Origin of the sequence: Neobacillus sp. SuZ13, assembly GCF_030123365.1 — a bacterium.
Classification (GTDB): domain Bacteria; phylum Bacillota; class Bacilli; order Bacillales; family Cytobacillaceae; genus Neobacillus.
The window spans coordinates 2,414,104-2,439,350 of record NZ_CP126107.1 but is presented as its reverse complement, the minus strand read 5'-3'; the positions used below and the strand labels follow the sequence as shown (position 1 = coordinate 2,439,350).

The 25,247-nt window shown below is 39.2% G+C and carries 26 protein-coding genes and 1 riboswitch; of the genes, 3 read left to right on the top strand and 23 right to left on the bottom strand.

All coding sequences use genetic code 11. The annotated features are described in order from the left end of the window. Window positions 1–2: 2 nt before the first annotated feature. The 4 genes from QNH17_RS11665 to QNH17_RS11650 form a co-directional block, all read right to left on the bottom strand. Window positions 3–1,109: a GerAB/ArcD/ProY family transporter gene (locus QNH17_RS11665; protein ID WP_283878829.1), complete on the bottom strand. Its 1,107-nt coding sequence runs from the start codon at window positions 1,107–1,109 to the stop codon at window positions 3–5. A 77-nt stretch (window positions 1,110–1,186) separates the two neighbouring features. After that, on the bottom strand, window positions 1,187–2,293 hold the full coding sequence (locus QNH17_RS11660; protein ID WP_283878828.1) for a GerAB/ArcD/ProY family transporter: 1,107 nt from the start codon (window positions 2,291–2,293) through the stop codon (window positions 1,187–1,189). Between the two features lie 32 nt (window positions 2,294–2,325). After that, window positions 2,326–3,540 carry a Ger(x)C family spore germination protein gene (locus QNH17_RS11655; RefSeq protein WP_283878827.1) on the bottom strand — a complete coding sequence of 405 codons (1,215 nt, stop codon included), beginning with the start codon at window positions 3,538–3,540 and terminating at the stop codon, window positions 2,326–2,328. Further along, window positions 3,540–5,126 carry a spore germination protein gene (locus QNH17_RS11650; RefSeq protein WP_481858620.1) on the bottom strand — a complete coding sequence of 529 codons (1,587 nt, stop codon included), beginning with the start codon at window positions 5,124–5,126 and terminating at the stop codon, window positions 3,540–3,542. The genes QNH17_RS11655 and QNH17_RS11650 overlap by 1 nt, the downstream gene beginning before the upstream one ends. A gap of 200 nt (window positions 5,127–5,326) precedes the next feature. Between QNH17_RS11650 and QNH17_RS11645 the strand changes: the two genes are divergently transcribed. Further along, window positions 5,327–5,563 (top strand): YczF family membrane protein, encoded by a 237-nt coding sequence (locus QNH17_RS11645; RefSeq protein ID WP_283878825.1) that lies wholly within the window; start codon window positions 5,327–5,329, stop codon window positions 5,561–5,563. Between the two features lie 142 nt (window positions 5,564–5,705). Here the strand turns inward: QNH17_RS11645 and QNH17_RS11640 are convergent, their stop codons facing one another. Further along, on the bottom strand, window positions 5,706–5,933 hold the full coding sequence (locus tag QNH17_RS11640; RefSeq protein WP_283878824.1) for a hypothetical protein: 228 nt from the start codon (window positions 5,931–5,933) through the stop codon (window positions 5,706–5,708). A gap of 200 nt (window positions 5,934–6,133) precedes the next feature. On the opposite strand from QNH17_RS11640, the gene QNH17_RS11635 reads away from it, so the two are divergent. Continuing rightward, complete coding sequence (locus QNH17_RS11635) at window positions 6,134–7,078, top strand: aldo/keto reductase family protein (RefSeq protein ID WP_283878823.1); 945 nt, start codon at window positions 6,134–6,136, stop codon at window positions 7,076–7,078. Between the two features lie 45 nt (window positions 7,079–7,123). Here QNH17_RS11635 and QNH17_RS11630 read toward each other — a convergent pair whose 3' ends face one another. The 4 genes from QNH17_RS11630 to QNH17_RS11615 form a co-directional block, all read right to left on the bottom strand. Then, the gene (locus QNH17_RS11630; protein ID WP_283878822.1) at window positions 7,124–8,347 is read right to left on the bottom strand and encodes an MDR family MFS transporter; all 1,224 of its coding nucleotides are present in this window, start codon (window positions 8,345–8,347) and stop codon (window positions 7,124–7,126) included. 131 nt (window positions 8,348–8,478) lie between these two features. After that, window positions 8,479–8,745 (bottom strand): phage holin, encoded by a 267-nt coding sequence (locus tag QNH17_RS11625; protein WP_283878821.1) that lies wholly within the window; start codon window positions 8,743–8,745, stop codon window positions 8,479–8,481. Window positions 8,746–8,847: 102 nt separating this feature from the next. After that, on the bottom strand, window positions 8,848–10,200 hold the full coding sequence (locus QNH17_RS11620; RefSeq protein ID WP_283878820.1) for an ABC transporter permease: 1,353 nt from the start codon (window positions 10,198–10,200) through the stop codon (window positions 8,848–8,850). Beyond that, on the bottom strand, window positions 10,197–10,886 hold the full coding sequence (locus tag QNH17_RS11615; protein ID WP_283878819.1) for an ABC transporter ATP-binding protein: 690 nt from the start codon (window positions 10,884–10,886) through the stop codon (window positions 10,197–10,199). The genes QNH17_RS11620 and QNH17_RS11615 overlap by 4 nt, the downstream gene beginning before the upstream one ends. Window positions 10,887–11,105: 219 nt before the next feature. On the opposite strand from QNH17_RS11615, the gene QNH17_RS11610 reads away from it, so the two are divergent. Then, window positions 11,106–13,199, top strand: a complete 2,094-nt coding sequence (locus QNH17_RS11610) for a transglycosylase domain-containing protein (protein WP_283878818.1) — start codon at window positions 11,106–11,108, stop codon at window positions 13,197–13,199. A 24-nt stretch (window positions 13,200–13,223) separates the two neighbouring features. Here QNH17_RS11610 and QNH17_RS11605 read toward each other — a convergent pair whose 3' ends face one another. The 14 genes from QNH17_RS11605 to ribH all read right to left on the bottom strand — a co-directional run bounded on the left by QNH17_RS11605 (window position 13,224) and on the right by ribH (window position 25,204). Continuing rightward, window positions 13,224–13,940, bottom strand: coding sequence for an ATP-binding protein (locus QNH17_RS11605; protein WP_283878817.1), 717 nt, complete (start codon window positions 13,938–13,940; stop codon window positions 13,224–13,226). After that, on the bottom strand, window positions 13,937–14,428 hold the full coding sequence (locus tag QNH17_RS11600) for an ECF transporter S component (RefSeq protein ID WP_283878816.1): 492 nt from the start codon (window positions 14,426–14,428) through the stop codon (window positions 13,937–13,939). The genes QNH17_RS11605 and QNH17_RS11600 overlap by 4 nt, the downstream gene beginning before the upstream one ends. Next, complete coding sequence (locus QNH17_RS11595; RefSeq protein WP_026566971.1) at window positions 14,429–15,013, bottom strand: cob(I)yrinic acid a,c-diamide adenosyltransferase; 585 nt, start codon at window positions 15,011–15,013, stop codon at window positions 14,429–14,431. It abuts the gene before it with no gap. 14 nt (window positions 15,014–15,027) lie between these two features. Further along, window positions 15,028–15,462, bottom strand: coding sequence for a bifunctional adenosylcobinamide kinase/adenosylcobinamide-phosphate guanylyltransferase (locus QNH17_RS11590; RefSeq protein ID WP_283878815.1), 435 nt, complete (start codon window positions 15,460–15,462; stop codon window positions 15,028–15,030). Beyond that, a complete protein-coding gene (locus QNH17_RS11585) occupies window positions 15,414–16,013 on the bottom strand; it encodes a histidine phosphatase family protein (RefSeq protein ID WP_283878814.1) in 600 nt (199 codons plus the stop codon). The genes QNH17_RS11590 and QNH17_RS11585 overlap by 49 nt, the downstream gene beginning before the upstream one ends. Continuing rightward, window positions 15,983–16,771 carry an adenosylcobinamide-GDP ribazoletransferase gene (gene cobS, locus QNH17_RS11580; RefSeq protein ID WP_283878813.1) on the bottom strand — a complete coding sequence of 263 codons (789 nt, stop codon included), beginning with the start codon at window positions 16,769–16,771 and terminating at the stop codon, window positions 15,983–15,985. The genes QNH17_RS11585 and cobS overlap by 31 nt, the downstream gene beginning before the upstream one ends. Further along, window positions 16,771–18,276 carry a cobyric acid synthase gene (locus QNH17_RS11575; RefSeq protein WP_283878812.1) on the bottom strand — a complete coding sequence of 502 codons (1,506 nt, stop codon included), beginning with the start codon at window positions 18,274–18,276 and terminating at the stop codon, window positions 16,771–16,773. The genes cobS and QNH17_RS11575 overlap by 1 nt, the downstream gene beginning before the upstream one ends. Next, complete coding sequence (locus QNH17_RS11570) at window positions 18,273–18,845, bottom strand: bifunctional adenosylcobinamide kinase/adenosylcobinamide-phosphate guanylyltransferase (protein WP_283878811.1); 573 nt, start codon at window positions 18,843–18,845, stop codon at window positions 18,273–18,275. The genes QNH17_RS11575 and QNH17_RS11570 overlap by 4 nt, the downstream gene beginning before the upstream one ends. Then, window positions 18,821–19,903 carry a threonine-phosphate decarboxylase CobD gene (gene cobD / locus QNH17_RS11565; protein ID WP_283878810.1) on the bottom strand — a complete coding sequence of 361 codons (1,083 nt, stop codon included), beginning with the start codon at window positions 19,901–19,903 and terminating at the stop codon, window positions 18,821–18,823. The genes QNH17_RS11570 and cobD overlap by 25 nt, the downstream gene beginning before the upstream one ends. Continuing rightward, entirely contained in the window at window positions 19,860–20,843 is a 984-nt protein-coding gene (gene cbiB / locus QNH17_RS11560) for an adenosylcobinamide-phosphate synthase CbiB (protein ID WP_283878809.1), read from the bottom strand. Before cbiB ends, cobD begins: the two co-directional genes overlap by 44 nt. After that, a complete protein-coding gene (locus tag QNH17_RS11555) occupies window positions 20,837–22,306 on the bottom strand; it encodes an adenosylcobinamide amidohydrolase (protein ID WP_283878808.1) in 1,470 nt (489 codons plus the stop codon). Before QNH17_RS11555 ends, cbiB begins: the two co-directional genes overlap by 7 nt. A 3-nt stretch (window positions 22,307–22,309) precedes the next feature. Further along, window positions 22,310–23,368 carry a FecCD family ABC transporter permease gene (locus tag QNH17_RS11550; protein WP_283878807.1) on the bottom strand — a complete coding sequence of 353 codons (1,059 nt, stop codon included), beginning with the start codon at window positions 23,366–23,368 and terminating at the stop codon, window positions 22,310–22,312. Further along, entirely contained in the window at window positions 23,334–24,299 is a 966-nt protein-coding gene (locus QNH17_RS11545) for an ABC transporter substrate-binding protein (RefSeq protein ID WP_283878806.1), read from the bottom strand. The genes QNH17_RS11550 and QNH17_RS11545 overlap by 35 nt, the downstream gene beginning before the upstream one ends. Window positions 24,300–24,490: 191 nt before the next feature. Beyond that, a riboswitch (cobalamin riboswitch) is annotated at window positions 24,491–24,676 on the bottom strand. 57 nt (window positions 24,677–24,733) lie between these two features. Then, window positions 24,734–25,204 (bottom strand): 6,7-dimethyl-8-ribityllumazine synthase, encoded by a 471-nt coding sequence (gene ribH, locus QNH17_RS11540; RefSeq protein WP_026566960.1) that lies wholly within the window; start codon window positions 25,202–25,204, stop codon window positions 24,734–24,736. Window positions 25,205–25,247 lie beyond the last annotated feature (43 nt).

The following is a 25,247-nucleotide window of genomic DNA, read 5'->3' as shown; positions in this document are numbered from 1 at the left end:
GATCATGCCGGGCTTTTCTTTTTCTTCCTATTCCGGATAAAAGCAATAATCAGTAACGAAGACGGGATGATAATTTGGAATGGCCAATGCAAATATAGCGGAACTAAAACTAAACCTTCCTTTATATGTTCTGCATAATTGGAAGCAATAGTAACAGATGCAAATAAGACAATCAGTCCTAAAGGAAAGCCAATTTTGCGTTGATTCGGAATTTGAAAAATATCTGCTGCACCAGCTACTGCTGCATAAAAGTAAATCGCAATTTTGAAGAAACCTCCAATAATTAGATATAGCATAAATAATACGTCTAAACGCTCAATAAAATCAGCAATTTGAATTTGCCCTACTGTGGTTAAAAGTGGGAAAGTAGATCGACAAAAGAGAGCTACACCTAATACAGAAATATTTACAATTACTGTAATGGTAATATTTATTCCACTTAAGATCATCCCGCTCAAACAAACAATCTTAGCCTTCTTTTTATCCCTTAGGAATGGAAGCAGCATCGTAAAAACGACCATTTCCCCAAATGGAAAGGTAATGGTTTGTGTTAAGAATGTTTTTATGACAGGTTTCAACCCATGTTCTAAAATTGGCTTTATGTTTCCTAAATGAATCAAACCAGAAAAGACAATTAACAGCATACCTAATATCGCTGTCACATAGACAACTCCAAAGAAAATTTCTCCAACCCTCGATATTACTTCAAATCCTTTATGGATAGCATAAATTATCGTAAGAATCATTAAGGAATTGATCACAAATAAAGGTGTACTGTTATAAATGGTTGAAGATAATAACTCTCCAAAATCGCGTAAAACCCTCGATGCACAATATAAAAAGTAGACTACATATAATACCCCAATAAACCGTCCAAGCCACTTTCCAATAATTTCTTGAAGATAACTAGTTAAGGGTAGGTCAGGATAGTACACAAATAATCGATAATAAACATAGAAGATCATTAATCCACCGGTTAAACCCAACAATACAGCGATCCATGCATCCTGTTTGGCACCTGATGCAATTCCAACCAGAATAGCACTACCCATTTCAAATAATACAACTAGGACAAATAATTGGGTTGTACTTATTTTTACTTTTTCCATGTACGTTTGTTCCCCCCCCTTAAAAAGGGTTATATATTACTTCTGAGCAATGCACATTCTTCCAAAACCAATTCAGCCTATGCTGGGCTAGTTTTTTTCTTTCGATTACGAAAAAACGCAATGATTAGTAAGATGGAGGGAATGATAATTTGAAATGGCCACGACAGAAAATCCTGAACAACACCAGTACCCTCTGTTATAAATTCTGCAAAATTAGAGGCAACTGTTATCGAACAAAATAAAACGATCATCCCAATTGGAAACACAAGCTTGCGTTGATTTTTAAAATGAAAAATATCAGCAGCACCGGCCACCGCAGCATAATAATAAATTGCAATTTTAAAGAAACCGCCAATAATTAAATAGAGCATAAATAATACATCTAATCGTTCAAGAAAATCGGCAATTTGGATTTTCCCTATTGTGGTTAATAAGGGAAACGTAGATCGATGAAAGAGACCCACGCCCAAAACAGAAATATTTACTATAGTTGTAATGGTGATATTAATACCCGCTAATATCATCCCGCCTAAACAAACAATTTTAGCCTTTTTCTTATCATTTAAAAATGGGAGCAGCATCGTAAAGACAACCATTTCTCCAAAGGGAAAGGTGAGGGTTGTTTTAAAAAATGTTTTAATAACAGGTTTCAATCCGTCCTCTAAGATTGGGGTTAGATTCCCCAAATGAATTAAACCAGAAAAGGTAATTAAAAACATGCCGACTATCGCTGTAAGGTAGACAATTCCAAAATAAATTTCGCAAACTCGCGCTAATACTTCAAACCCCTTATGGATCCCATAGATAATAGTTACAACCATTAAAGTATTGATAACAAATAGGGGTGTACTATTATAAATCGTTGTGGTTAATAACTCTCCGAAATCTCGTAAAACTCTTGATGCGATATAAATAAAATAGACTATATATAAAAAACCAATTAACTTTCCAAACCATTTTCCTATTATTTTTTGAAGATAACTCGTTAAAGGCAGGTCAGGATAGTACATATGTAGGCGATAATAAATAAAAAAGACAATGATTCCGCCAGCTAAGCCGAACAATATAGCGATCCAGGCGTCCTGTTTCGCTTCTGACCCGGGACTAAGGAGAAGTGCGCTGCCCATTTCGAACAATACAATAAGCACGAACAATTGGAATCCACTTATTTTTGCCTTTTCCATGTACGAGCGCCCCCCTCATTCTATATCTATCATTATTTATTAATATCTGACCAAAACGGATTCGTCCGAACCCCTTCCCTCCGGACGTAAGAATCCACCTTAACATTCACTTCAAGGTCTGCAAAATAATTATTGTTCCAATCTCCCTTTAGCTTTTTCCATAGTTCAGGATTGGCTTTATGAACAACATCACCGAACCCAAAGATATCGCACTTAAGCCGCTTTACTTCCTTCACTGTCGACTGTACTTCCTTCTTAATTGCTTTCTCCGTCAACTTTTCAATTTTTTCAATCGTTTTTGGATCCATCAAATCAATAGGTGTATTTGCTTCACTCACCCAGCCCTCGTTCTCAATCTTTATATTGATAACGGGTTTTCCGTTTTTAAATACTGGTGAAACCTTGGTTTTTGACCGAATAGGGACGATACTAAGGGCATTTTTCTTTCCATTCCATTTAAGCGTAATATCGGTACTCTTGGCTTTGTTTAAAATCCATATGACCCCACGAGCCTTTTTATTTTCAATCCAATCAATCATTGCCCCATCTTTAATGACCGCTAGTCCATCTGCTGAGAGAAAAGCATCGGTTGTTGTTTTTTGCAAATTGGTTGCCTTGTTGGCTTCTTCTTTCATACCAATTAGTTGGTAACCATTTAAAATCGGTTCTTTCCCATTTCCAACAATCCCGTCAATCAAATCATCAATACTTATACTCATATTCTCGCCTTTCATTGCTTCTGTAAATTTTAACTCTTTAGTAACTTTGGTAACAGGCAGTTTATCAAGAATAGTCAGAGTAGTAACGATTTCCTCTGCGCTAGAATCTCTTGCAATAACGATTTCTGTAGTAGTTCTAAACTCTGGATCCCTTGCAAAGGCATCCAACATGTTAAGCATTAAAGTTCTATCCCTAGCTACCTCTTCACTTATAACCACTAAATTGGTATGTGCATAATATAACCGTCGTGAAACTTTTTTTGTTGCATTCCTGGCTGCTTCAGTTATCGTCCTCCCTTTGCTTTTATAAACGGCAATCGGCAGACCCTGGCCTCCTCCGGTTGTACCTGTTGAAACGTTCCCGGGATTAACAAGCTGAAACGAGACATGATATAAATCGTCTTCACCCTTATCAATACCAAGTGCCATCACAAAGGCCAAATCTGTGAGCTCTTTCTGATTCCAACATGCACTTAGTATTGGCATAGACATTATTAATACCAAGATAACTAGTAACCATTTTTTCATTACTCTTCACCATTTTTAGATTGACTTTCCGATTGTTTAGGGGGTTCAGGCTTTTGATTTTCCCCGGTTCTTTTAATATTGCCTTTGCTTATAAACATGGGTCTATTTTTCATAGCCCAGACAGGAAAACGAACAAACGCATCTTGTTGATTATGAAGATTAAAAGGGGCGAGCGGCATCATGTACGGAATTCCAAATGAACGGAGTGAACATAAATGGATCGTCATGAACATTAGCCCTAACATGATTCCATAAAACCCCAACACTGTCGCTAATCCCATTAGAACAAAGCGAACTAATCTTGCTGCAATTGCCATAGCAAAAACGGGTGTGGAAAAATTCGCGATTGCTGTAATCGAAACAACAATAACCATTACAGGCGAGACGAACCCAGCCTGTACTGCTGCCTGCCCAATAACGAGAGCCCCTACAATTGATACAGCTTGGCCGACAGCCCTTGGAAGTCTTAAACCCGCTTCCCTTAATATTTCAAACGTTACTTCCATGATTAATGCCTCAACAAAGGCTGGAAATGGAACACTTTCACGTTGGGCAGCAATAGCGATTGCCATGGTCGTCGGAATCATTTCTTGATGAAAGGTAGTCGCTGCAATATAAACAGATGGTCCAATTACGGCAATAAGGAAGGCTAAAATTCTTAACATTCGTATACCTGTTGAAATGTCAAATCGTGAATAATAATCATCCGGTGCTTGGAAATATTGAATAAAGATAGCTGGAACCGTCACCACAAATGGGGTGCCATCACAAACAATCGCAATTCTCCCCTCCAATAAATGAGATGTTACGACATCCGGTCTTTCGGAATGGTACGTTGTTGGGAATGTTGTCCAAGTTTGATCCTCAATTAATTGCTCTATATAACCAGAACCGAGGACGGAATCGATATTGATTCGTTGAAGCCTTTCTTTAACTTCACCAACAATTTTGTCATTGGCAATTCCATCAATATAGAGGATGGCGATATCAGTTTGGGAAACAGTACCTATTTTCATAGAATCTACCCGTAAGTTAGGACTTTTTACACGACGGCGGATTAAAGCAGTATTCGTCCGGAGTGTCTCTGTAAACGAATCTTTTGGACCTCGAATCGACAATTGGGTTGAGGGTTCTGAAATGGCCCGCTTTTCCCATCCTTTGGTTTCGCCGCTAATCGCTTTGTTGCATCCTTGCAAAAAGATGACGGTATTTCCAGACAATAATGAATCAAATACTTGATTCCAATTTTCAATGGTCTTTACATTTCCCAGTGCCATTGTTTCATCCATCATGAATTGAAAAATATCTATTGGTCCTACGGGTACTTCTTTTTCTATCACGGATTCTAGAATAAAGTCGGCTATAGCTTGATCACTAGCCAATCCATCAATATAAACAAGTCCGCCTTTATGAGAACCAATCTTAAACTCGCGGACGTTTACATCGCTGCTATTGCCAGTCTCCTTTTTTAAATGAGAAATATTCTCTTGATAATCCCTTAGAATAGGCAAATCCTCTGGTTTTTGCGGATCTTGTTTTTGCTTATAATTATCGTCCTGTCTCTTTTTTTGTTTATTTTTGAGCATTTTAGACAAAATCGACACAATACCCGCCTCGCTTACGATTATTTATTACTTTTCATCCATTATTGGATATATTGCCCAAAGGCTACCACTTTATCCCATTGAAACGGTTAAATCAAGCATGTTAAACATTTTAAATTGGAATAAGGAACTGCTAAGAATTAAAGAATAAAGACAATATGATCCCAAAAGGTGTGATGAGGTTGAAAATATTTTTTGTAACTGGCTTATTGGCGACTTTTAGCGTAATTCTAATTGTTTCACTAGATCTTATGATGGGGATAGGCATTTCAGGAATTATTTGGAAGGCGATAAACCCTTTTAAAGTAATGGAGCCTGCTGAATATGTAATTATTTTTTTATTTCTATTGTTTTTCGTCATCGATACCTTTGGTAGTTATTTAAATAAGAAAAAGAAAAAACAGAATCCTACTAATTAAGAAAAGCGGAAGCGCCTCGTTCAGGGGCGACAGGCATAAGACGAGCCGGCGTGAAGGTTGTTTTTTGACCTTCATGACGGATTGGCTTATGACCCCGAGCCCCTAGGCGCTGGAGCTAGACATAAAACGATAAGGGCCTCCCCTATAATGGGAGGCCCTTATCTGTCTTCGTTTTAGGTACTTCTTTTTCTCTTCCACGGAACAACCTTTTGATTAACACAATGGTACCTAATACTAGTCTGCTCAACCATCTCCTTTTCCCTTTTATATTTGGCCCATACAAATAACGATTCCAAAAATAATAGAAAAACTCCTCAACTACCAGCAATAGGACAATCAATAGTGCTGAAATAATGATCCAAAACCACATTTTAAGGACTCCTTTTCAAACAGATGATTAATCATATTCGAAAAACATCTGAAAAGTATGATCAAAATCATGCGTAGCTCACCATGGAACTATCTGGATATTCTTATTTTAGCAAAATACTCACTAAATTGTGGACTTTTAGGTAAATTTTGTTGTATTTTTATTTTGAGTTACGAAATTTTTAGGAGGGATTTAATTATATGGAATATCGTCGCTTAGGAAACACGGGCTTGAAAGTAAGTGAAATAAGCTTAGGAAGCTGGCTTACATATGGAGGCTATGTAGAGGAACAAAATGCTGCTGCTTCAATCGATAAAGCATATGAATTAGGGGTCAACTTTTTTGATACTGCCAATGTTTATATGCGTGGGGAAGCTGAAATCGTTGTAGGTAAGGCACTGAAAAAATATGTCCGCGATTCTTATGTATTGGCTACTAAAGTATTCTGGCCAATGGGTGATGGTCCGAATGATAAAGGTTTATCTCGTAAGCATGTCATCGAACAATGCCATGCCAGTCTTAAACGTCTTAACACTGATTACGTAGACATTTATTATTGCCATCGGTATGACCCTCAAACACCGCTCGACGAAACCTTACGTGCACTTGATGATTTAGTCCGTCAAGGGAAAGTCTTATATGTTGGTGTGAGTGAGTGGACGGCTGAACAAATTACCGAAGCAGTTCATCTTGCCGATAAAAAGCTGCTGGACCGCATAGTAGTCAATCAGCCGCAATACAGCATGCTGCAGCGTTATATTGAAAAAGAAGTACTACCTATAAGCGAAAAGCATGGAATTGGGCAGGTTGTCTGGTCCCCGCTTGCCCAGGGTGTGCTGACTGGAAAATATAAAAAAGGACAACAAGCTCCAACAGGCAGCCGGGCTTCACAGGAAAAATACAGCAATCTTTTTGGCTTGTTAACGGATGAGAACCTTGATAAAGTAGAACTTTTAAAAGAGGTTGCCCAAGACAATAACCTTTCCCTTGCTAATCTTGCCCTTGCTTGGATCTTGCGGCAAAAGAATGTAGCCAGTGCACTTGTCGGTGCAAGCCGTCCCGAGCAATTGGAAGAAAACGTGAAAGCGTCGGGTGTAAAGTTGAACGATGAAACTCTAGTAAGAATTGAAGATATTTTAAGATAAAGATGATGCCTCTGGTTTAGTATCCAGAGGCATTTTTTATATTCATCAAATTGTTTTCTCAAGGTTTGGAGTTTTTTCGTTAATACTATAAAATTTATTTCCTGTTAAGAAGAAAACCACACTACCCAAGGTTGTGATCGTAAGTACCCAAAACATGATTTGGCCTTGAAACTGACTAAGTAAAAAGCCGCCAATAATCGGCCCTAAAAAGTTTCCAATTTTCCGAAATTGTGCTGCCCCGAAATATGTACCACGCAAATGTTCTGGTGCCAATTGATCAATCATCATACTGTTGGATGGGAAAATTAAAATTTCACCTATTGTTAGGAAAACAATTGCCAGAATGGCAGTTACCCAGCCGTTTACAAAACTGAAGGCAACTAATCCTGCTGCCATAAATACAGCACCGATAACCATTACCTGCATTAACCGGAACTTCTCAGCAACATGACTAATGGGCATTTGCAGGAAAACAACCATCACAGCATTTATCGTGATCAGCGTTGAAAAAATGACAATGCCATTTTCGACTGTACCTTCAAGTATTTGCGGGAAGTTGGAATCAATTTGAACATAGCCCATGTTGACTAAAATAATACCAATGATTAGATACCTTAATGCTTTATCAGTCCTAATAATTTTAAATGCATCACCAAAGGAGACACCCTTTTTGCTTTGTCCGGGCTTAGTTAAGACTAGCCTCTTCATTAGGATTACCAGCACCATTGCATACAATAAATAGGTGGTTCCAGTTATTGCAAACGATAACTTTGCTGATGTATTAGCTAAGTAGGCTCCAACTAACGGACCTGCCGATGCCCCAATATTCATGGCAGTATATCGCAAGGAATATACCTTCATCCGCTTTTCCTTATCGGTTAAATCGGCCATTAAGGCTTGAGCGGTTGGTTCAAAAAATGAATTGCACAGTCCGTTTAATGCATTTAAAAGGATAAACCAGCCCTCACCAGTTGCCACCGTAAATCCATAATAAACAAATGCGACTGTAAACAAAGAAATAAGCATAACAGGTTTTCGCCCAAACCGATCTGATAAATGACCGCCAATAAAACCGCCAACTGTTGCCATTAATGGGCTCATCCCAACGGTTAAACCGATGACGATTGGCGACAGATCCATATGCCTAGATAAGTAAATGGAAAGGAAAGGAAGCGTCATAAAAGAAGCGCCTCTTGATAGAACGGTGCCAATTAATAAAACCCACACGATCGGGTGAAATTGTCCGATATAGCTTTTTATTTTTACCATAAATATGTACTGCCTCTCACAAAATTTTTCAGTCCATATCTAGTAAAACAATTTGTGTGGCTAATGTAAAGAATTTTCTCACTGTTCTAAGAACAAAAAGCCAGTTCCAATTTGGAACTGCCCTTTATACATTAGTTTGGATCTTTGTAAGTCAACGCCCGTTCACTATCCTTATACCCCTTTGTGGTTGGATCCTGTACAATTCCTAACATCGACAACACAACAAAGACGGCATTAACAAAGGTTAACACACCATTCTGAATGGCATCTGACAGTTGAAAATCAATGATTCCAAAGGAATTTAAACACGCTAGCAGCATCTGAGCTACAATCATAATTTGAGATACAAATGCGATTACCCAGTTCTTGTTTCTTAATCGGACTTTCCAGTTGATCATTTCCCCATCCCCTTCCATTTTTGTTAAACAATCTTTCTATTAACATATGCTTGGACGAGGAAATGGTTGTCCGCTAGTATCATGGGTTTTATCTTTTACCCATTACACTTCTCTTCTCATAGCTTTTAAGACATCGACCTTTGTTGCGCGCTGTGCTGGGCGTAATCCTGAAATGATAGTTACAGCGTAACAAATCACAACACAGATAATTGGTAAAACAAGCGGAATATCACTAAAAATTAGGTTTAAATCTGTCTCTTGGCCAAATGCCTGTTTGATTATTAATGGAATCGCAAAATTAACCGTATAGCTAATCCCATAAGAAACGATTGTCCCAATAAGGGCACCGATTAGCCCAATATAACTGCTTTCAAGCAGAAAGATTCGTTTAATGGTTTTCGGATTGGCACCGATTGCTTTCATAATTCCAATATCAGGGGCCCGCTCGGTCACCGCCATCGTCATCGTATTGTAAATACCAATGGAAGCAATCAGTATCGCGATGGTCCCAATAAAGATTAATCCTGCCTTGGCAATCATAAAAACCATGTTTACTTCTTTTAGTTCATTGACAACAGAATAGGTAGCATAATTCTTTTCTTTTAATTGGTCAGAAATACTTTGGACTGCTTCCATGTTTTTTGCGTAAATTTTCACTTCATCATACATATTTTTATTGGTTACAAGATCATCTGGTACCTCTTTTGTATTTACATCCAACATGTATCCTTTCGGTGTCCCCGTAAACCTTTCAATTTCAGTTAACATCTCATCGGAAATAAAGACACTACTATCCTGTGCCCATTCTTTTGTTGGCTTTTTAGAGATACCCACTACTTTTAATGGGAACGTTTTTTCTATTTGTTTTCCGTCTTTAAACTGCCGGACTGTTAATACAATGTCTTTTCCAAGTAATTCTCCTTTATAAAGATACTCTGCTTTAATCTGCCCCTTTTCATCATACAGATCATCCCCCGCAGCCTTGTCAGCGAGATTAGTTAAGAAATTATAGCCAACGACCACTTCATTTTTTCCCTTTGGCAAATGGCCTTCCGATAATTCAAAACCAGCTCTTATTTCAGCCGGAAAATTTGCCACAAAGGTTGGCGCCGATTCTTGGTATTTCCCAATTGTAAAAGCCCCTTCCTGTTGTAACATTTTTCTTCTTGTCACCGCTTTTACATCGTTTATCTTTTCAAATAATTTCACATCTTTATCATTTAAAGGGCGATACACCCCTTCATCTTTTGTTTCCTTACCATGAACATCTATTTGGGTAATGACCCTCCGTTCGGTAATTTCCTTGACCACTGATTTCTGTAAACCAAACCCTACAGAGGCGAGCACAATTAAGAAGGCACAACCCATTGCGGTTGCAAGAATCGTCATAAATACTCTTGTTCTATTTTTCTTCATATTCTGGCGGACGAAGCGGAATTGGTCTCTTAGTTTCATACAAGCACCTCCTCAACAATTCGGCCATCTTTTAACTCAATCTTGCGGTTCCCGATATCAGCGACCTTGTCATCATGAGTGATAATCAAAAAGGTGATGCCCAAATCCCTGTTTAATTCTTTAATGAATTTCAATAACTCTTCCTCTGTCTCACTATCAAGGCTGCCTGTTGGTTCATCGGCAAGAATAATCGGGGGATTGACAATTAAGGCCCGGGCGATACTTACCCGCTGCTGCTGCCCTCCTGACAGCTCTCCAGGATAATGATCCTGGTAATCTAGCAATCCCACTTTTTGCAGCATCGCTTCGGTCTGCATTTTTCTTTCCTTCTCGTGCACACCCTTTAATATCAACGGCAATTCTACATTTTGAAAAGCGGTCATGCTCGGTATCAATTGAAAGCTTTGAAAAATAAATCCTAAATAATTGATTCGAAAGTCCGAAAATTTTGATTCATTTAAATCTGATACTTTTTCCCCGCTAATCCAAATTTCACCCTCTTTCGGATGAATAAAACCACTAACTAAGTTAAGGAGCGTAGACTTTCCGGACCCGCTTCTGCCAACAATAGTGACGATTTCACCCTCCTCGACACTAAAAGAAATATCTCTAAGTACCGGTATGATCGTTTGTCTCCCTTTTTTTCCAATCACAAAGTCATGGCTTAGGTTTTTTATTGTTATCATAATATCCTCCTGTTTTCCAATCACTTCACCATAATAGACGAAGCAAACTCGGTTACCCCCTACAAAGTTTATATATTTTTTTTACAAATGGTTAGCCGTCTCTTAAGTTTTTTTGGTTACATATGGAAATATTACTTGCTATATGGGTTTTTACTAGTCTTTTTAATAGATAATATTTATAATGGATTGAAAATTACTTATTGAAAGTAAGGAGATCACATGGAGAAATTGCATCCTTATTGGGAAAAGATTGTTCGTTTCTGGAAAAATAAACATTTAACACAAATATTATTATTACTAATCCTAGTCGTTGTTTTATCAACCATTCTCTACTTTGGCTGGATTGCGATGAGAGCGAATGTAGAATCACTGAAGCAAGGGCTCAGTCAACCGACCGTTATTTATGATAAAAAAGGGAAAATCGCAAGTAATGTTGCCACCAATCGGACCAAAGGTATAAAAATCGAGGAGCTGCCAAAGTATGTCCCCAATGCGGTCGTGGCAATCGAAGATGAACGATTCTATGAGCATGGCGGCTTTGATATTAAAGGGATTGCTCGTGCCTTTTTCAGTAACTTGTTTGCAGGCAGGATAACAGGCGGCGGCAGTACGTTAACCCAGCAATTAACGAAGAATGCCCTTTTGTCACCGGAACGAACCTATAAGCGAAAAGCGGAGGAACTTTTTTTAGCGGTAAAAATCGAAAAGGTTTATTCCAAAAACGAGATTTTACAAATGTACCTTAATCAAGTTTATTTTGGAAGCGGGTCCTGGGGAATCAGCAATGCATCAAAAAAATACTTTGATAAAAATATCAAAAATGTTACTGTCAGTGAAGCAGCTATGCTTGCTGGATTGCTCCATTCACCGAATTACCTAGATCCCTACAATAACTATGACTTAGCCATGAAAAGAAGAAATACTGTATTAAGTAAAATGAAAGAACTAGGGATGATTACTAGCTCGCAATATAACAAAGCTAAAAAAGAAAAAATTCGCCTTAAAGATGGCGGCGGAAGCAATGTGGAACGAAAATATCCATATTATGTGGATGCAGTCCTGAATGAAGCAATCAATAAATATGGTTTAACACAAGAAGAAATCCTAACTAGAGGGTATCGAATTTACACGGCAATGGATCAAAATCTTCAGTCTGATCTTGAAAAAGTGTATAGTGAAGACTACTTGTTCCCACGCAGTAGAGGGGGAAAACTTGTTCAAAGTGGCTCGGTTCTGATGGACCCAGCTACAGGCGGAGTAAGTGCTCTAGTTGGCGGACGTGGTGAGCATATATTCCGCGGCTTTAACCGTGCGACCCAATTACGAGCACAGCCAGGGTCGTCGATTAAACCACTGGCCGTTTATACACCGGCCCTTGAAGAAGGTTATAAATACTCATCTGAACTCGTTGATAAACCAACAAACTTCGGAAACTATAAACCAGAGAATTTTTCAAAGACCTATGAAGGAAAGGTTGAAATGTACAAAGCGCTAGAGAAGTCGCTGAATATCCCAGCAGTATGGTTGTTAAATGAGATTGGATTAAATAAGGGGATCGATTCCTTGAAGAGGTTCGGTATCCCTGTGGAAAAAGCAGATAAGAACCTAGCCATTGCACTGGGCGGGATGAGTACAGGGGTCTCCCCCCTTCAAATGGCTAACGCCTTTTCAGCTTTCCCGAATGGCGGAAAGCGGGAAGACAGTCATTTAATTACTAAGATAGTCGGCCCAACTGGAAATGTGATTGCGGAGCATGAAGCAAAATCCACAAAAGTAACGTCAGAAGAAGTCACAGATGAAATGACATCGATGCTTTTAAACGTTGTTGAAACAGGTACTGCTAGGCGTGCCAGAATTCCTGATGTGCAAATTGCTGGAAAAACGGGGTCAACCCAGTTACCATATAGTGATATTAGTGGAACGAAGGATCAATGGATGGTCGGTTATACGCCAAATCTTGTCGGCGCCATTTGGATTGGGTTTGATCAAACCGACCGCGAACATTACCTGCCTAGTCCAAGTTCTGCCAATGTTGTACCGATTTTTAAGGAGATTATGAAGAAATCTGTGCAACATCTTCCAAAACAAAGCTTTGATGTGGTTTCTATAAATGACCAACTAGCTGGTAAACGCTCGACAAAAATAAGTATCAATGAACAGGCGAAGAAAATTAGCAAGGAATTAAATGAAAATGCTCAGAAAATCGGGCAAACGATCAAAGAAAATGCTCCAGGTTGGAAAGAAAAGTTGGATCAAGTTTTATATAAGGTTGGCAAGGGAGTTAATTCTCTCATTGAAAGAATTCAGCAGTAATAAAAAATAGCACCAATGTCGGTGCTATTTTTTTATTTCTAAGGTATGGAACAAGTCCCCTGTGATTTTTCGGAGGATTTCTTCCTGTTCGGGTTGAAAGCACGCCATGAAACAGGTGGATGGGCCAGCAGATTTGATTATATCAACAGTAGTGCTCACCCTGTCTTGTGTTATCTTTTCATTTGGAAACATTTGATTGAGTTCATACAGAATCCCTTTAGAACCAACCGGCCATAGCATAATATCATTAATCTTGCTGACCTCTTTGAATATATGTAGAGGTGCAACCTGATCCTTTAGTTCGATCACTTCATCTCCAACTAGAGGTAAACCGACAACAGCCAATTTCAATTGTTCTGAGAAAGTTCGGTCGGTTATTTGAGCCGTTGATTTTTTGCCAAGAACAACCAACCCAACCGCAGATTGCAGAAGCTGAAAGTTACTTTCTGTACTTCCAGAAATACTGACTCCTGATAACTCTAGTTCGGAAAGTCCCAGTTCGATCCCTTCAACTAGCTCATCCCATGGTTCATTCCCACAAAAGTTATGAAGCAATACTGAAATAGGCTCCCCTCCTGCTGCGATACATTCCATCGCGGCAACTCTGAATGCATAATAAGCTACGATTTCATAGGGAACATGAACATGGTCTTGCTCCCTCATTCCAATGGCCCCGCTATTATCACAAGTAATAATGAGGGAGTCCCCACCGCTAAAAGGAATGGTTACGATATCCCTCATTGTTTGACATCCCGATTGGGTAATCCATGTTTTACGAGAGATGTTAGTCGTGGAATTGCGACCATTGCGAAGACCGTATTGATGATGGAACCAATGAGCAAGGAAGGAATAATTCCCAAATAAAATCCTACATTCATTAAATAAATAAATGGTAACGGGGCAATCAATGAGTTTCCAATGATAAAAACCACACCTGCTAAAATTTTATTATTTTTATACATGTGCCCAAAAACCCAAACCAGCACAGCCATTTCGACAGCAATTAAAAAGTGCAAGGGCCCTAGTGGGAACCCACCGATCAATGCCGATAATAGATGCCCAAATGCCCCCACTAATGCACCTGCCCCTGCCCCAAACAAGACTGCTGCCAAAAGTGCAGGGAATGCATCCAATGCGACGCTGCCGACAATAGCTGGAATCTTAATCATAGCTCCGACCACAGACAATGCCGTTAACATCGCTAGTCCGCTAATCCATTTTCCTTTCATTCACTTTTCCTCCTTACGCTTCCCATCCCTGAACACATTCGCACTGCGAACATATTCTACATCGCTGACCTGTAAGCGGAAGTTAATCACTCTTGCCAGCGCAAAGAAATAGTCTGAAAGGCGGTTAAGGTACATCAAAGCTATTTCAGATGTTTTCGGATCAGCTTTTACTAACTTAACAACTAATCGTTCTGCTCGTCTTGTCACCGTTCTAGCGATATGAATGGAAGCAGATGGTTTGGTTCCTCCTGGTAAAATAAATCGCTCTAACTCAGGCGCTTCTTCAATGTACTCGTCGATTTTCTTTTCAAGGTAATCAATTGACTCTTGGTGAAGTTTTAATTCCCGCTTTGCCGTCACATTTGCAAGGTCCCCACCACAATCAAATAATTCATGTTGGATTTTTTCAAGATCTGCCAGAACGTCCTTAAATAAATTTGGGTCCAGTTCTTGAATGGCCTGACCGACAAAGCAATTGACTTCGTCCACGGTACCGTATGCTTCAACACGGGTGTCATCTTTATCTACCCGTCCACCGATGATGCTTGTTTTTCCTTTGTCACCTGTTCTTGTGTAAATTCTCATTGTCATATTCCCCTTTACTTTATAGTTTGGTTTAATCCGTACCATATGACGTCAACTTTTTCGGCTTTGGAGGCGATATCTTGATATGCCCAACCGGTTACATCCCGCCATCGTCTATTTTCTACCTCCATTGGAACAATTCCTTTTGTTATATCAGTTCCAATCACAACTAACTTTCGCTGTTCGCTCGCATTTTCCCAAGTAGTCCATTCCTCTAAATAATTGACCCAGATCTTCCGACACTTATCGGCATCAAATGTCGCTGTTAAATCTTTCAGCCAAATTTCTAGTCCCTCAAGAATTACCACACCCTCGTCGAAATCAATTAGATTTATCGGGAGAGAGTGGCCATCGTAAGCTGAAACCCAATGTTTATTCTTGAAACGGTTATAGGTATCCTTTACCCATGCCCTTTTGCCGTTAAAGGCACCTCCAATAATAAAATGCATCGTTCACCTCTCCTTAATGATTCCCTTTCAAAAATGAGTTCGTACCCTTGATCATGATTTACCTCCCACGCCCAAAATTCTTTTTTGACCGGAGCAAACCTTGATAACAGATAGCGAATAACTCCTCCATGAGTAATTACCGCACAGCTCCTAAGGTTTGACATAAATATCTCGTCGGCAATTTTAGTCCAGCCAGAATCAATCCTTATGGTGAATTCATGATATGATTCACCTTCCGGCGGAAGATGTAAAGTAGGAGCTTTCAGCCAGTTGCGATAGTGAACATTTTCTTTTAATTCTTCGTACGTTTTCCCTTCCCATTTACCGAAATTCATTTCTCGTAATTCTTTGACAAGATTTAACTGAGCATTTGAAAATAATCTTTCTCCTGTTTGAACACATCTTTGCAAATCACTAGAATAATACTGCTCATAACTTTTTGAAATGACTAAATCCTTTATTTCAGGAGATAAGGGTGAATCATTCCAGCCCAAATAGGCTTTGCGTTTGTTCTCTTCGGTTACACCATGACGAAATAATGCAATAACCACACGGTCATCCACAGTAATAACTCAGTCCCTTCCACCGCAGCGCCTAAGACATCCCCAGTAATACCGCCAAACCATTTCACAGCTTTTCGGCGAAACAGAAATATACAGCATGCGGAAATCAGAATTAATATACCTATATTGAAGAATTGCTTATTAAAAAAACTAACTAAAATGAGCAGACAGATTAAGTAAATGGGATACAGCCATAGTGACTGCGGTTTCGCCGCATTTTGGAACAATGCGCCGAGTCCTTCATTTTTGGCGGTCTTCACAGTTAACAACAGAACTCCCATGACATTTTTACTTAAAAAAGGAATAAGTGCAATAATGATAAATAGGACGTTTTCAACATTCGCTATACTTTCATAAATAAAAAGAAACCGACAGCTTAATAAAACCAATATGGACAGAACGCCAAAGGCACCTGTTCTAGGATCCTTCATAATTTCAAGCCTTTTCTCCTGATCTTGATAGGAAAAAAAAGCATCACTCGCATCCATCCAGCCATCGAGATGAATTCCTCCCGTCAAGAGAATTGTTGCCAGCCAGAGCAAGAAGGCTGAAGCAAGGTGGCTAAAAGGAGTAAATTCCAGACAAAGATATAAGAGCGCTGAATAAATAATCCCTTGCATTAATCCTACGAGCGGGAATGTTTGCACTGCCTTTTTAAGGTGTTCCTTATCCATAGGCAATTCTCTTCTGATCGGGATTGCTGTAAAAAATTGAATATCGATTAAAAAACCTTTCCAGAACATCATCATTTTGAACCCCATTGATGGATGAGCTTTTTCATCAGATCCCATTTTATGTGACTTTTCATCTCATTTGCTAAAATATTAAATCGTTTATCTTTATACTCGCTAATAGATTTAATTTCTTGGACAGGCAGACCTTTCTTTTTCCGAATCATGTTTAACCAGTGATTTCTCCACTCATCATTATGAAAAAGATGATGAAGATATGTTCCAATGATATGTCCGTCATTTCCGAAATACCCATCATCTTCCCCATTAGCAAAGGTTAAAAATGGAATACCACCTTTAGAAACGGTAGTCTTTCCTAAATGAATTTCATAGCCCTCTAGCCCTTGAAATGCAGGTAATCCCGTAGCTTTGTGATACTGAGCATTGACTTGATTGGTTTCCTTATCTTGATAAAAAGTAGTCGTCGCTGGGATCATTCCTAATCCTTTAACCTTGTAGTTAGGAATGTTTGTGTCCCTTCCTTCTTTATCAATCAATTCTTCACCGAGGATTTGATACCCACCACAGATACCTACAATAAAACCGCCATTGGCCACATGTTTTTTGATTAAAATATCTAACTGTTTATCTCGTAAATTTTGCATGTCACTGATCGTACTTTTTGTACCAGGTAGGATAATCGCATCCGGTTGTCCGAATTCACTTGAATTTTTGACCCAGCGGATTGTTACATCCTCCTCATATAAGAATGGCTCCAAGTCACTGTAATTTGAAATAAACGGGAGGTGGATGACAGCAATATCTAGTGTCCCTTTTTTCGGATAGGAAAATTGGGTCCTGATCGATAATGAGTCCTCGCCATCAATCATATGATTTTCCACAAACGGCAATACACCTAGTACTGGGACACCTGTTTTTTCTTCGAGCCACTGAATTCCATCCTCAAATAAGCTGAGATCGCCACGAAACTTATTAATAATTACACCAACTACTCTTTCCCTTTCGTTAGGCTCCAGTAAATCAAGCGTGCCAACGATACTTGCAAACACTCCGCCGCGGTCAATATCAGCAACCAAAACAACTGGTATATCCGCCAATTCGGCCACCTTCATATTAACAAGTTCGCGGTCCTTTAAATTAATTTCAACTGGGCTGCCTGCTCCCTCAATGACGACTACATCATATTCAGTTGCAAGTTGTTGAAGTGATTCCTTAATTACTGCTAACCCCTTCTCATAAAAGTGATCACGATACCCGCTCCCTGAAAGCGTCTCGATTGCTTTCCCTAAGTAAACAATTTCAGCGTCCTGTGCGGAACGCGGCTTTAATAGAATCGGATTCATCCATACAGAGGGCTCTATTCTAGCAGCCTCTGCTTGAATTCCTTGTGCTCTTCCAATCTCATTTCCGTCGCTTGTCACGTAAGAATTATTGGACATGTTCTGGGATTTAAACGGAGTGACCCTTACTCCCTCGTTGGAAAGGATTCGGCACAGGGTTGTTACGATTAAACTTTTGCCCACATCTGAAGCTGTCCCCTGAATCATGATTCCTTTCATTTTATTGCTCCCTTCAAAACGATTGGAATCCCTGCTTCCACTAAAAATACTTGGTCCGCCTCCCTGACTATGTATTGATGGATTTGTCCAAGTAAACGGCCATATGTAAACACCAATTCATTGCCGAGTAAAGATTCATTTAAAACTTCATTACTAACGATTAACATGGTTCCGACACGTTTCTTTATAGTAGTAATCCCGGTGAGAATAGTATCTTTAATAGTGGTTAAGAATCGTTCATCCCACTCTTGATCAGAAGAAAAAAGTTCATTATTTAATAGTGTGGTGAGACAATCTAGTAAAACCACATCCTCGGATTTAAATTCATCCGCTATCTTCCCTATTTGAACGGACTGTTCATATGTTTGCCATTGACAGGCTCCTGTTAAGCGATCCCGTTGGTGTTTTTCAATTCGTTCCTTCATTTCTGGATCTGAAGCAACACCCGTAGCCAGATAGTTAAGTCGACCTCCAGTTTTACTTGCCATTTCTATTGCTGTCCTCTCCGCAAAGCTACTCTTTCCGCTCCTCACACCACCCATTATCAAGATGAGTGTTGATGCCGCCATTGAGTTAACACCTCCATTAATCGATTATTTTCTTCATAACCTTTTATAGCAAATCGCAGCCATCTTCCCTCCAAGCCTGGGAAATTAAAAGTATGTCGTGGGATGATGCCCTGATGAACAAGAAACTCAAATAATGTGAATTGATCCTGTAAAAGTGGATCCTGTAGTAAGTAGAAATTCACATGAGATGACGAAGCAATATAGTTATTTTGATGAAAAAAAGCAAATAGCCTCTTTCGCTCACAACCAATAAATTCCTGTGTCTCTTTAATAAAACCTTTGTTTTGCAGGCAAAGCTCCCCTGCTAGTAACGCAATGGTATTGGTGCTCCAATGGGATTGCTGCTTGCTCAGTTCTGAAACAATCGCAGGTTGTGCGACTAAATATCCCAAGCGAATTCCTGGTATCGCAAACATCTTTGTCAGCGAGCGAATAATAATTAAATTTGAAAATCGGTTTATGTATGGAACAAATGATTCATATTCGATTAAAAAATCAAAAAAAGCTTCATCTAAGATGACGAGACAACCTCGTTTTTCACACTCTTCTACCATAGAGATTATCGTTGATGGAGGATAGTGAATTCCGGTTGGGTTATTAGGGTTACACAAAAACATAGCATCCACATCTTCTAAATTAGAGCGTAAATCAGTTAGATTCAATGTAAAGTCCGGCTCCGCTAATTGATGATAAACAATTTCACATTGATTGGCCCGACATACTTCTTCATATTCTGAAAAAGTCGGCTCGACAATGAGGACCCTTTTGCGAGCAAGCATTCGTCCAAGCAGTGTAATCAGTTCTGCTCCGCCATTACCAATTAAAATGGAATCACTCTTGATCTGTTCTACGTTTGAAATCATGTCCGTAAGCTTTGTGGCAAACGGATCTGGGTACACATGAATTTCTCGAAAAAAATCCACCCACTTTTCCTTTAGCGCAGTTGGTGGACCCAATGGATTAATATTTGCGCTAAAATCGATAAACTCCTTTGGGAGCGCTAATCCCATAGCTTTATATAAATATTGAGGATTCGATCCATGTGACGGCCAACTCAAGGAATATTCCCCCTATCCATAATAGTAGTAAAAACAGAAAAACCGTTCGGCTAAGAATAGAATTGGCTCCAAGGATCTGCGCTGCTTGGATTATTTGAATTGGATCACCCATTTTTGCGCGGTTCGATTGAATCCCTTTGTAATAATTGATACCGCCTAGCTGGATCCCTAAAATAGCTGCAACAGCCGCCTCTCCCCAACCGCTGTTTGGACTGGGATGCTTTTTCGCATCACGGAACAAAATCATCCAAGCACGCCTGAAACCTGTCTTTTCTGGTCGTTTTCCAATCAGCATCGTCATTCCTGTTAATCGACTCGGTATCCAATTCATTACATCATCCCATTTTGCAGATGCCCATCCAAACTCTTTATATCTATCATTCATGTGGCCCACCATCGAGTCACATGTATTCGTTGCCCGATAAACCATCGCCAGTGGTGCCCCGCCAATGAGTGCCCAAAACATTGGGGCTGTCACCCCATCGCTTGTATTTTCAGCCACCGTTTCAATCGCACCCCTTGCAATTTCACCTTCATCAAGGTTTTCAGTATCACGGCCAACAATATAGGATAGTTTTTTCCTCGCTTCAGAAAGTTTCCCTTCTCTTAATGGTCGATAAACCTCTAGGGCCGCTCCCTTTAAACTCTTTTGAGCAATAGTTGTTGATATTATGATACTTTCTACTAATATACCTACAAATGGATGAACACGATAACCGACCAAAATTAAAACGAATACAATGAAATAAACAAAGAGTAAAATAAAAAGGAGCATTCCTACCCCTTTCCATTTTTTAAACTTCCCCGTATTTAAGCGTTTCTCAAAAAATGAAATCATTGTACCAATCCATTTTACAGGATGAGGCCAGTTGGGTGGATCACCAATAAACATGTCGATAATATACGCAATTGTTATCGCAGATAAATGATTAACTAACATTTTCGTTTCCTTTTGCTTGATTTTTGAATCGCTTCTGTGGTGCACTGATAAACAGCTTTGCTTATGAGCTTTCCTAACGGAGTAATCGTTCCTGCAAATTCCAGCACCGAGCCTGTTTGTGTAGCAGCAATTAAAATACTATCAGTCGATGTTCCGGTCGCGAAGGTTCCTGTCACTTCATCCATTACCATTAGATCATTCAATGCCTTAACTTTTGCCTCAGTGGCAGTCATGATGCTCTGGATAAAGGCTTCTTCTGTTAACTCTCCCTCGACATAAATCCATGTATTGATAGTTCCAGGAATCATTTCAAATGAATGTAGTTCACTTTTCGAAGCATCAATCGCATTTCCAACCCCAGCTGTTACCACCACAAATATTGAGAAACCAGTACCGGTGTATCTTTTGTGAACAACATCTTCCAAGATGACTGCTGTCATCATGCCCACAGTTTCTGACGGTTCAAACCCTTTTGATTTCAAAAATAAGGCCATCTCGCTGCGGTGGTCATTACATCTGTAATCCTTGTTGACATGTCGATTCACAAACGTTTGATGCCATCCTGTACCGGAACCAATTACTCCTGAGGACATGGTTCTTAGCGGCATAGGAGACGTTAATTCAATCATTTCTTTTGATATATGTAACCTTGACTCATCTATTGTAAACATGACCTCGTTGTGAATTACTTTTGGTAATAATGCCATCTGTGGTGCAGCGACTCTAGGATGAGGGTGTTTTTGAATGTCGGCATGGTACACGTCTCTGATCCGTTCTTCACGAAGCACCTCATTAGGAATGTGATTGATATTAATCCGTCCGTTTTCAAGGAGAAGCAGTCGGTCACAATAAAGCCCAGCAAGGTTTAAATCATGAAAAATAGAGATGACCGTTAACCGATTTTCTGCAGTCCATTGTTTTAAGAAATCTAACAATTCCTTCTGGTAGGATAAATCTAAATGATTTGTAGGTTCATCTAATAAAAGGATTTCAGGCTCTTGGGCTAGAGCTTGGGCGAGAAAAACTCTTTGTTTTTCCCCTCCTGATAACTCCTGAATATTTTTATTTTGAAAACTGGATACACCAATTTGTTTCATTACTCTTTGGACAACCTCTTCATCAGCTGGACCCCAAGATTGAAACAACCCCTTTTGATGGGCATAACGTCCGAGCGATACGGTTTCTTTCACCGAGTAAGAAAAAGACTGTGATGAATGTTGGGAGAGAACAGCTATTATTTTGGCCAATTGTTTTGCATTGTAATGCTGGAGCCGTTTTCCGTTGATTTGAATCTCACCTTTTTGAATTGGTAAAATGCCGCTTAGCATTTTTAAAAGGGTTGTTTTTCCACTTCCATTCGGACCGAGGATTCCGAAAAGTTCTCCCTTTTCCACTTCAAAAGAAATATCCTCCAGAACCGCTTCATTCGTGTATCCACCAGAAACCATTTGAACACTAAGCATCCTTTAACCACTTCTTTCTCTTTTTCTTTGTAGCAGGATTATTGCAAATACCGGAGCACCAATTAAAGCTGTGATGACACCAATTGGTAATTCTGTAGGAGAAATGATCGTTCTTGAAACCAGGTCAGCTAAAATTAAAAAACCTGCCCCCGTTATAATCGACAAAGGAAGAAGATGGCGATGATCGGGCCCCCATAATAATCTCGACAAATGTGGAATGACCAGACCAACAAAACCAATGGTGCCTGACACTGCAACGGCTGCCCCTGTTAATATCGAGCCGGCCGTCAAAACTATGAGCTTTCTCTTATGTACATTAACTCCTAAATGTTGTGCCCTTTCTTCCCCAAATGACATCGCATTTAGTTCCTTTGCATTGAAAAGAAGCAAACATGAGCCTATGATGAAAAATGGTAAAATGATTTTTATGTAATCCCAGCCTCTCATGGAAACACTTCCCAAAAGCCAGCCAATGATCTGCCGAAGTTCATCCCCTGTCAGTGCTATCATGAGCGAAATAATGGCTCCTAGAAAGGAACTGAAAATAATACCTGTTAAGATAATGGTTTCTACTCGCATTGATCGTTCGATTTTACTCGCAAACATGAGTACTAAGAAGATTGTAAAAAAAGAGAATAGGATACTTAGCAATGGTAATGTAAAGGATCCTATGAAGGGAATGGAGAGCTGAAAAAACAGGGTCAAAACTGCCCCCACAGACGCTCCCGAGGATACACCTAATGTATAAGGATCTGCTAACGGATTTCTAAGCAGACCTTGAAAGGCTGCCCCTGCAATAGCAAGGGAAGCCCCGACAAGACCTGATAAGATTACTCTAGGTAAACGAATATTTAAGACAATACTCGTATACATTGGGTCAAAGGTCTCCAAGGAAATGAACCCAAATAATTTTGCACTTATTACCTTTATAATGGTTATGATTGGAACCGAAACCGTTCCAATCGAAATACCTATTAATATAGAAAGAACTAGGAAAATTCCAGCTATACAAAAGGCTAAATACTTGTTATTTAAAAACTTCAGGATAGACAGCCTTTGCAAGATCTTCTACTCCTTCAATGATCCTAGGTCCTGAGCGAGTGACACGATCAGAATCTACATCGACTACTTGCTTATTTTTTACAGCGTTGACTGCTTCCCAGCCCTTTCTGCTTAACACTTGTTCAGCTGGATTTTTCACATAGTACCCGTAGGTTGTGACAATAACATCTGGATTGCGTTTAATCATTGCTTCTTGGTCAATTTTAATCCAGCCTTCTTGATCATTAGCAATATTTTCAGCGTTTATTACACTAAGCATTTGATCCATAAACGTATTCTTCCCAGGCGTATAAATTTCTGGAGCTGGTGAAACCTCGACCAATACTTTTTTCTTTTCTTTTATCTCTCCAGCCTTTTCTTTAATTTCTGCTAATTTATTTTTCATCCCAGTGATGATTTCATCAGCTTTTGCTGTTTCACCAGTAGCTTTCCCAATCAATTCTATAGAATCAAACACTTGATCAAAGTTTTGCGCATCATTAACGACTAAAACAGGAATCCCTGCATCTTTTAATTGCTGAAGCCCTGCTTTAGAACTAGAAGCCCAAGAGGCATGCGCTAACACTAAATCTGGCTTTAAGGAAATGATTTTTTCTAAGTTTATTTCTTGTCCGCCAATTTTCTCTTTCTTGGTTGCCGCTTCTGGATAATTGTCGAAATCAGTTACTCCCACTACTTCTTTATCAAGACCTAAGGCAAAAACAATTTCAGTATTACTTGGGATCAGAGAAACAATACTTCCCGGTTTCTTTTCAATAGTAACTTTTGCCTTGGTTGCATCCGTAAGCGTTAATGGATAGGTTATTTCCGCTGTTTTCTTCTCTACACTAGTTTTTGGTTCTTCCTTTACCTGATCTTTCTTTTCAGCACAACCCGCTAACACTCCTACTGTCAATAATACTACTAACAGCAATGAATACAATTTTTTCATTTTTCTCCCTGCTTTCTGTGGTATATCTTGTATGTAACAAAAAAATAAATCTTTCTTGTGCAAACAAAATGGCTTGGATAACAAAAAAAACATCTCCACGGTTTAATGGAGATGTTGGTATGAATAGATTCTATTACTAGCAAAAGTAAAAGGAGTCTAGCCTTCAACACCTTCCTATCCTCGTAGGTTACTTGGCGCACAAGAATTAGGCAGGTTTCCTGGCTCATGATCATCGCTTCCTATGCCTTCCCATCGTAATTGACAGTGACATATTATAGGTTGCTCCCATTTACAGTGGCGGGACCGCGTTGGCTTCTACCAACTTCCCTTTTAAGCTTAAAATCTGAGATTTTAGCACCTAATTTTAAGAATATTTTTTGTTACGTTAATTATAGAAAAAGTGGAATGAATTGTATATGTTTTTTTACAATAATTTATGATTCAATACTTCTGCATAAATTTGCCATTTCAATTGCAGCCGTTGCTGCGTCCCAACCTTTATTACCTGCCTTTGTTCCAGCACGCTCAATTGCTTGTTCGATTGAATCCGTTGTTAACACTCCAAAAATAACAGGAATGCCACTTTTTAAATTGATTGCAGAAACACCTTTTGCTACTTCATTACAAACAAAGTCAAAATGTGGAGTTGAACCGCGAATGACTGTTCCTAACGTAATTACCGCATCATATTTATTGCTATTGGCCATTTTTTGGGCGATTAATGAAATCTCAAATGCCCCGGGAACCCACGCAAGGTCAACGTCTGACTCGCTAACGCCATGTCTTTTAAGTGCATCCTGTGCACCGCTTAATAACTTACTGGTAATAAATTCATTAAAACGTCCAACAACAATTCCAATTTTTAAACCAGAGCCAACTAAATTTCCTTCGAAAATATTTCCCATGTGTATACCTCCATCGATTGTTTTGTGTATTAGCAATTTTTTT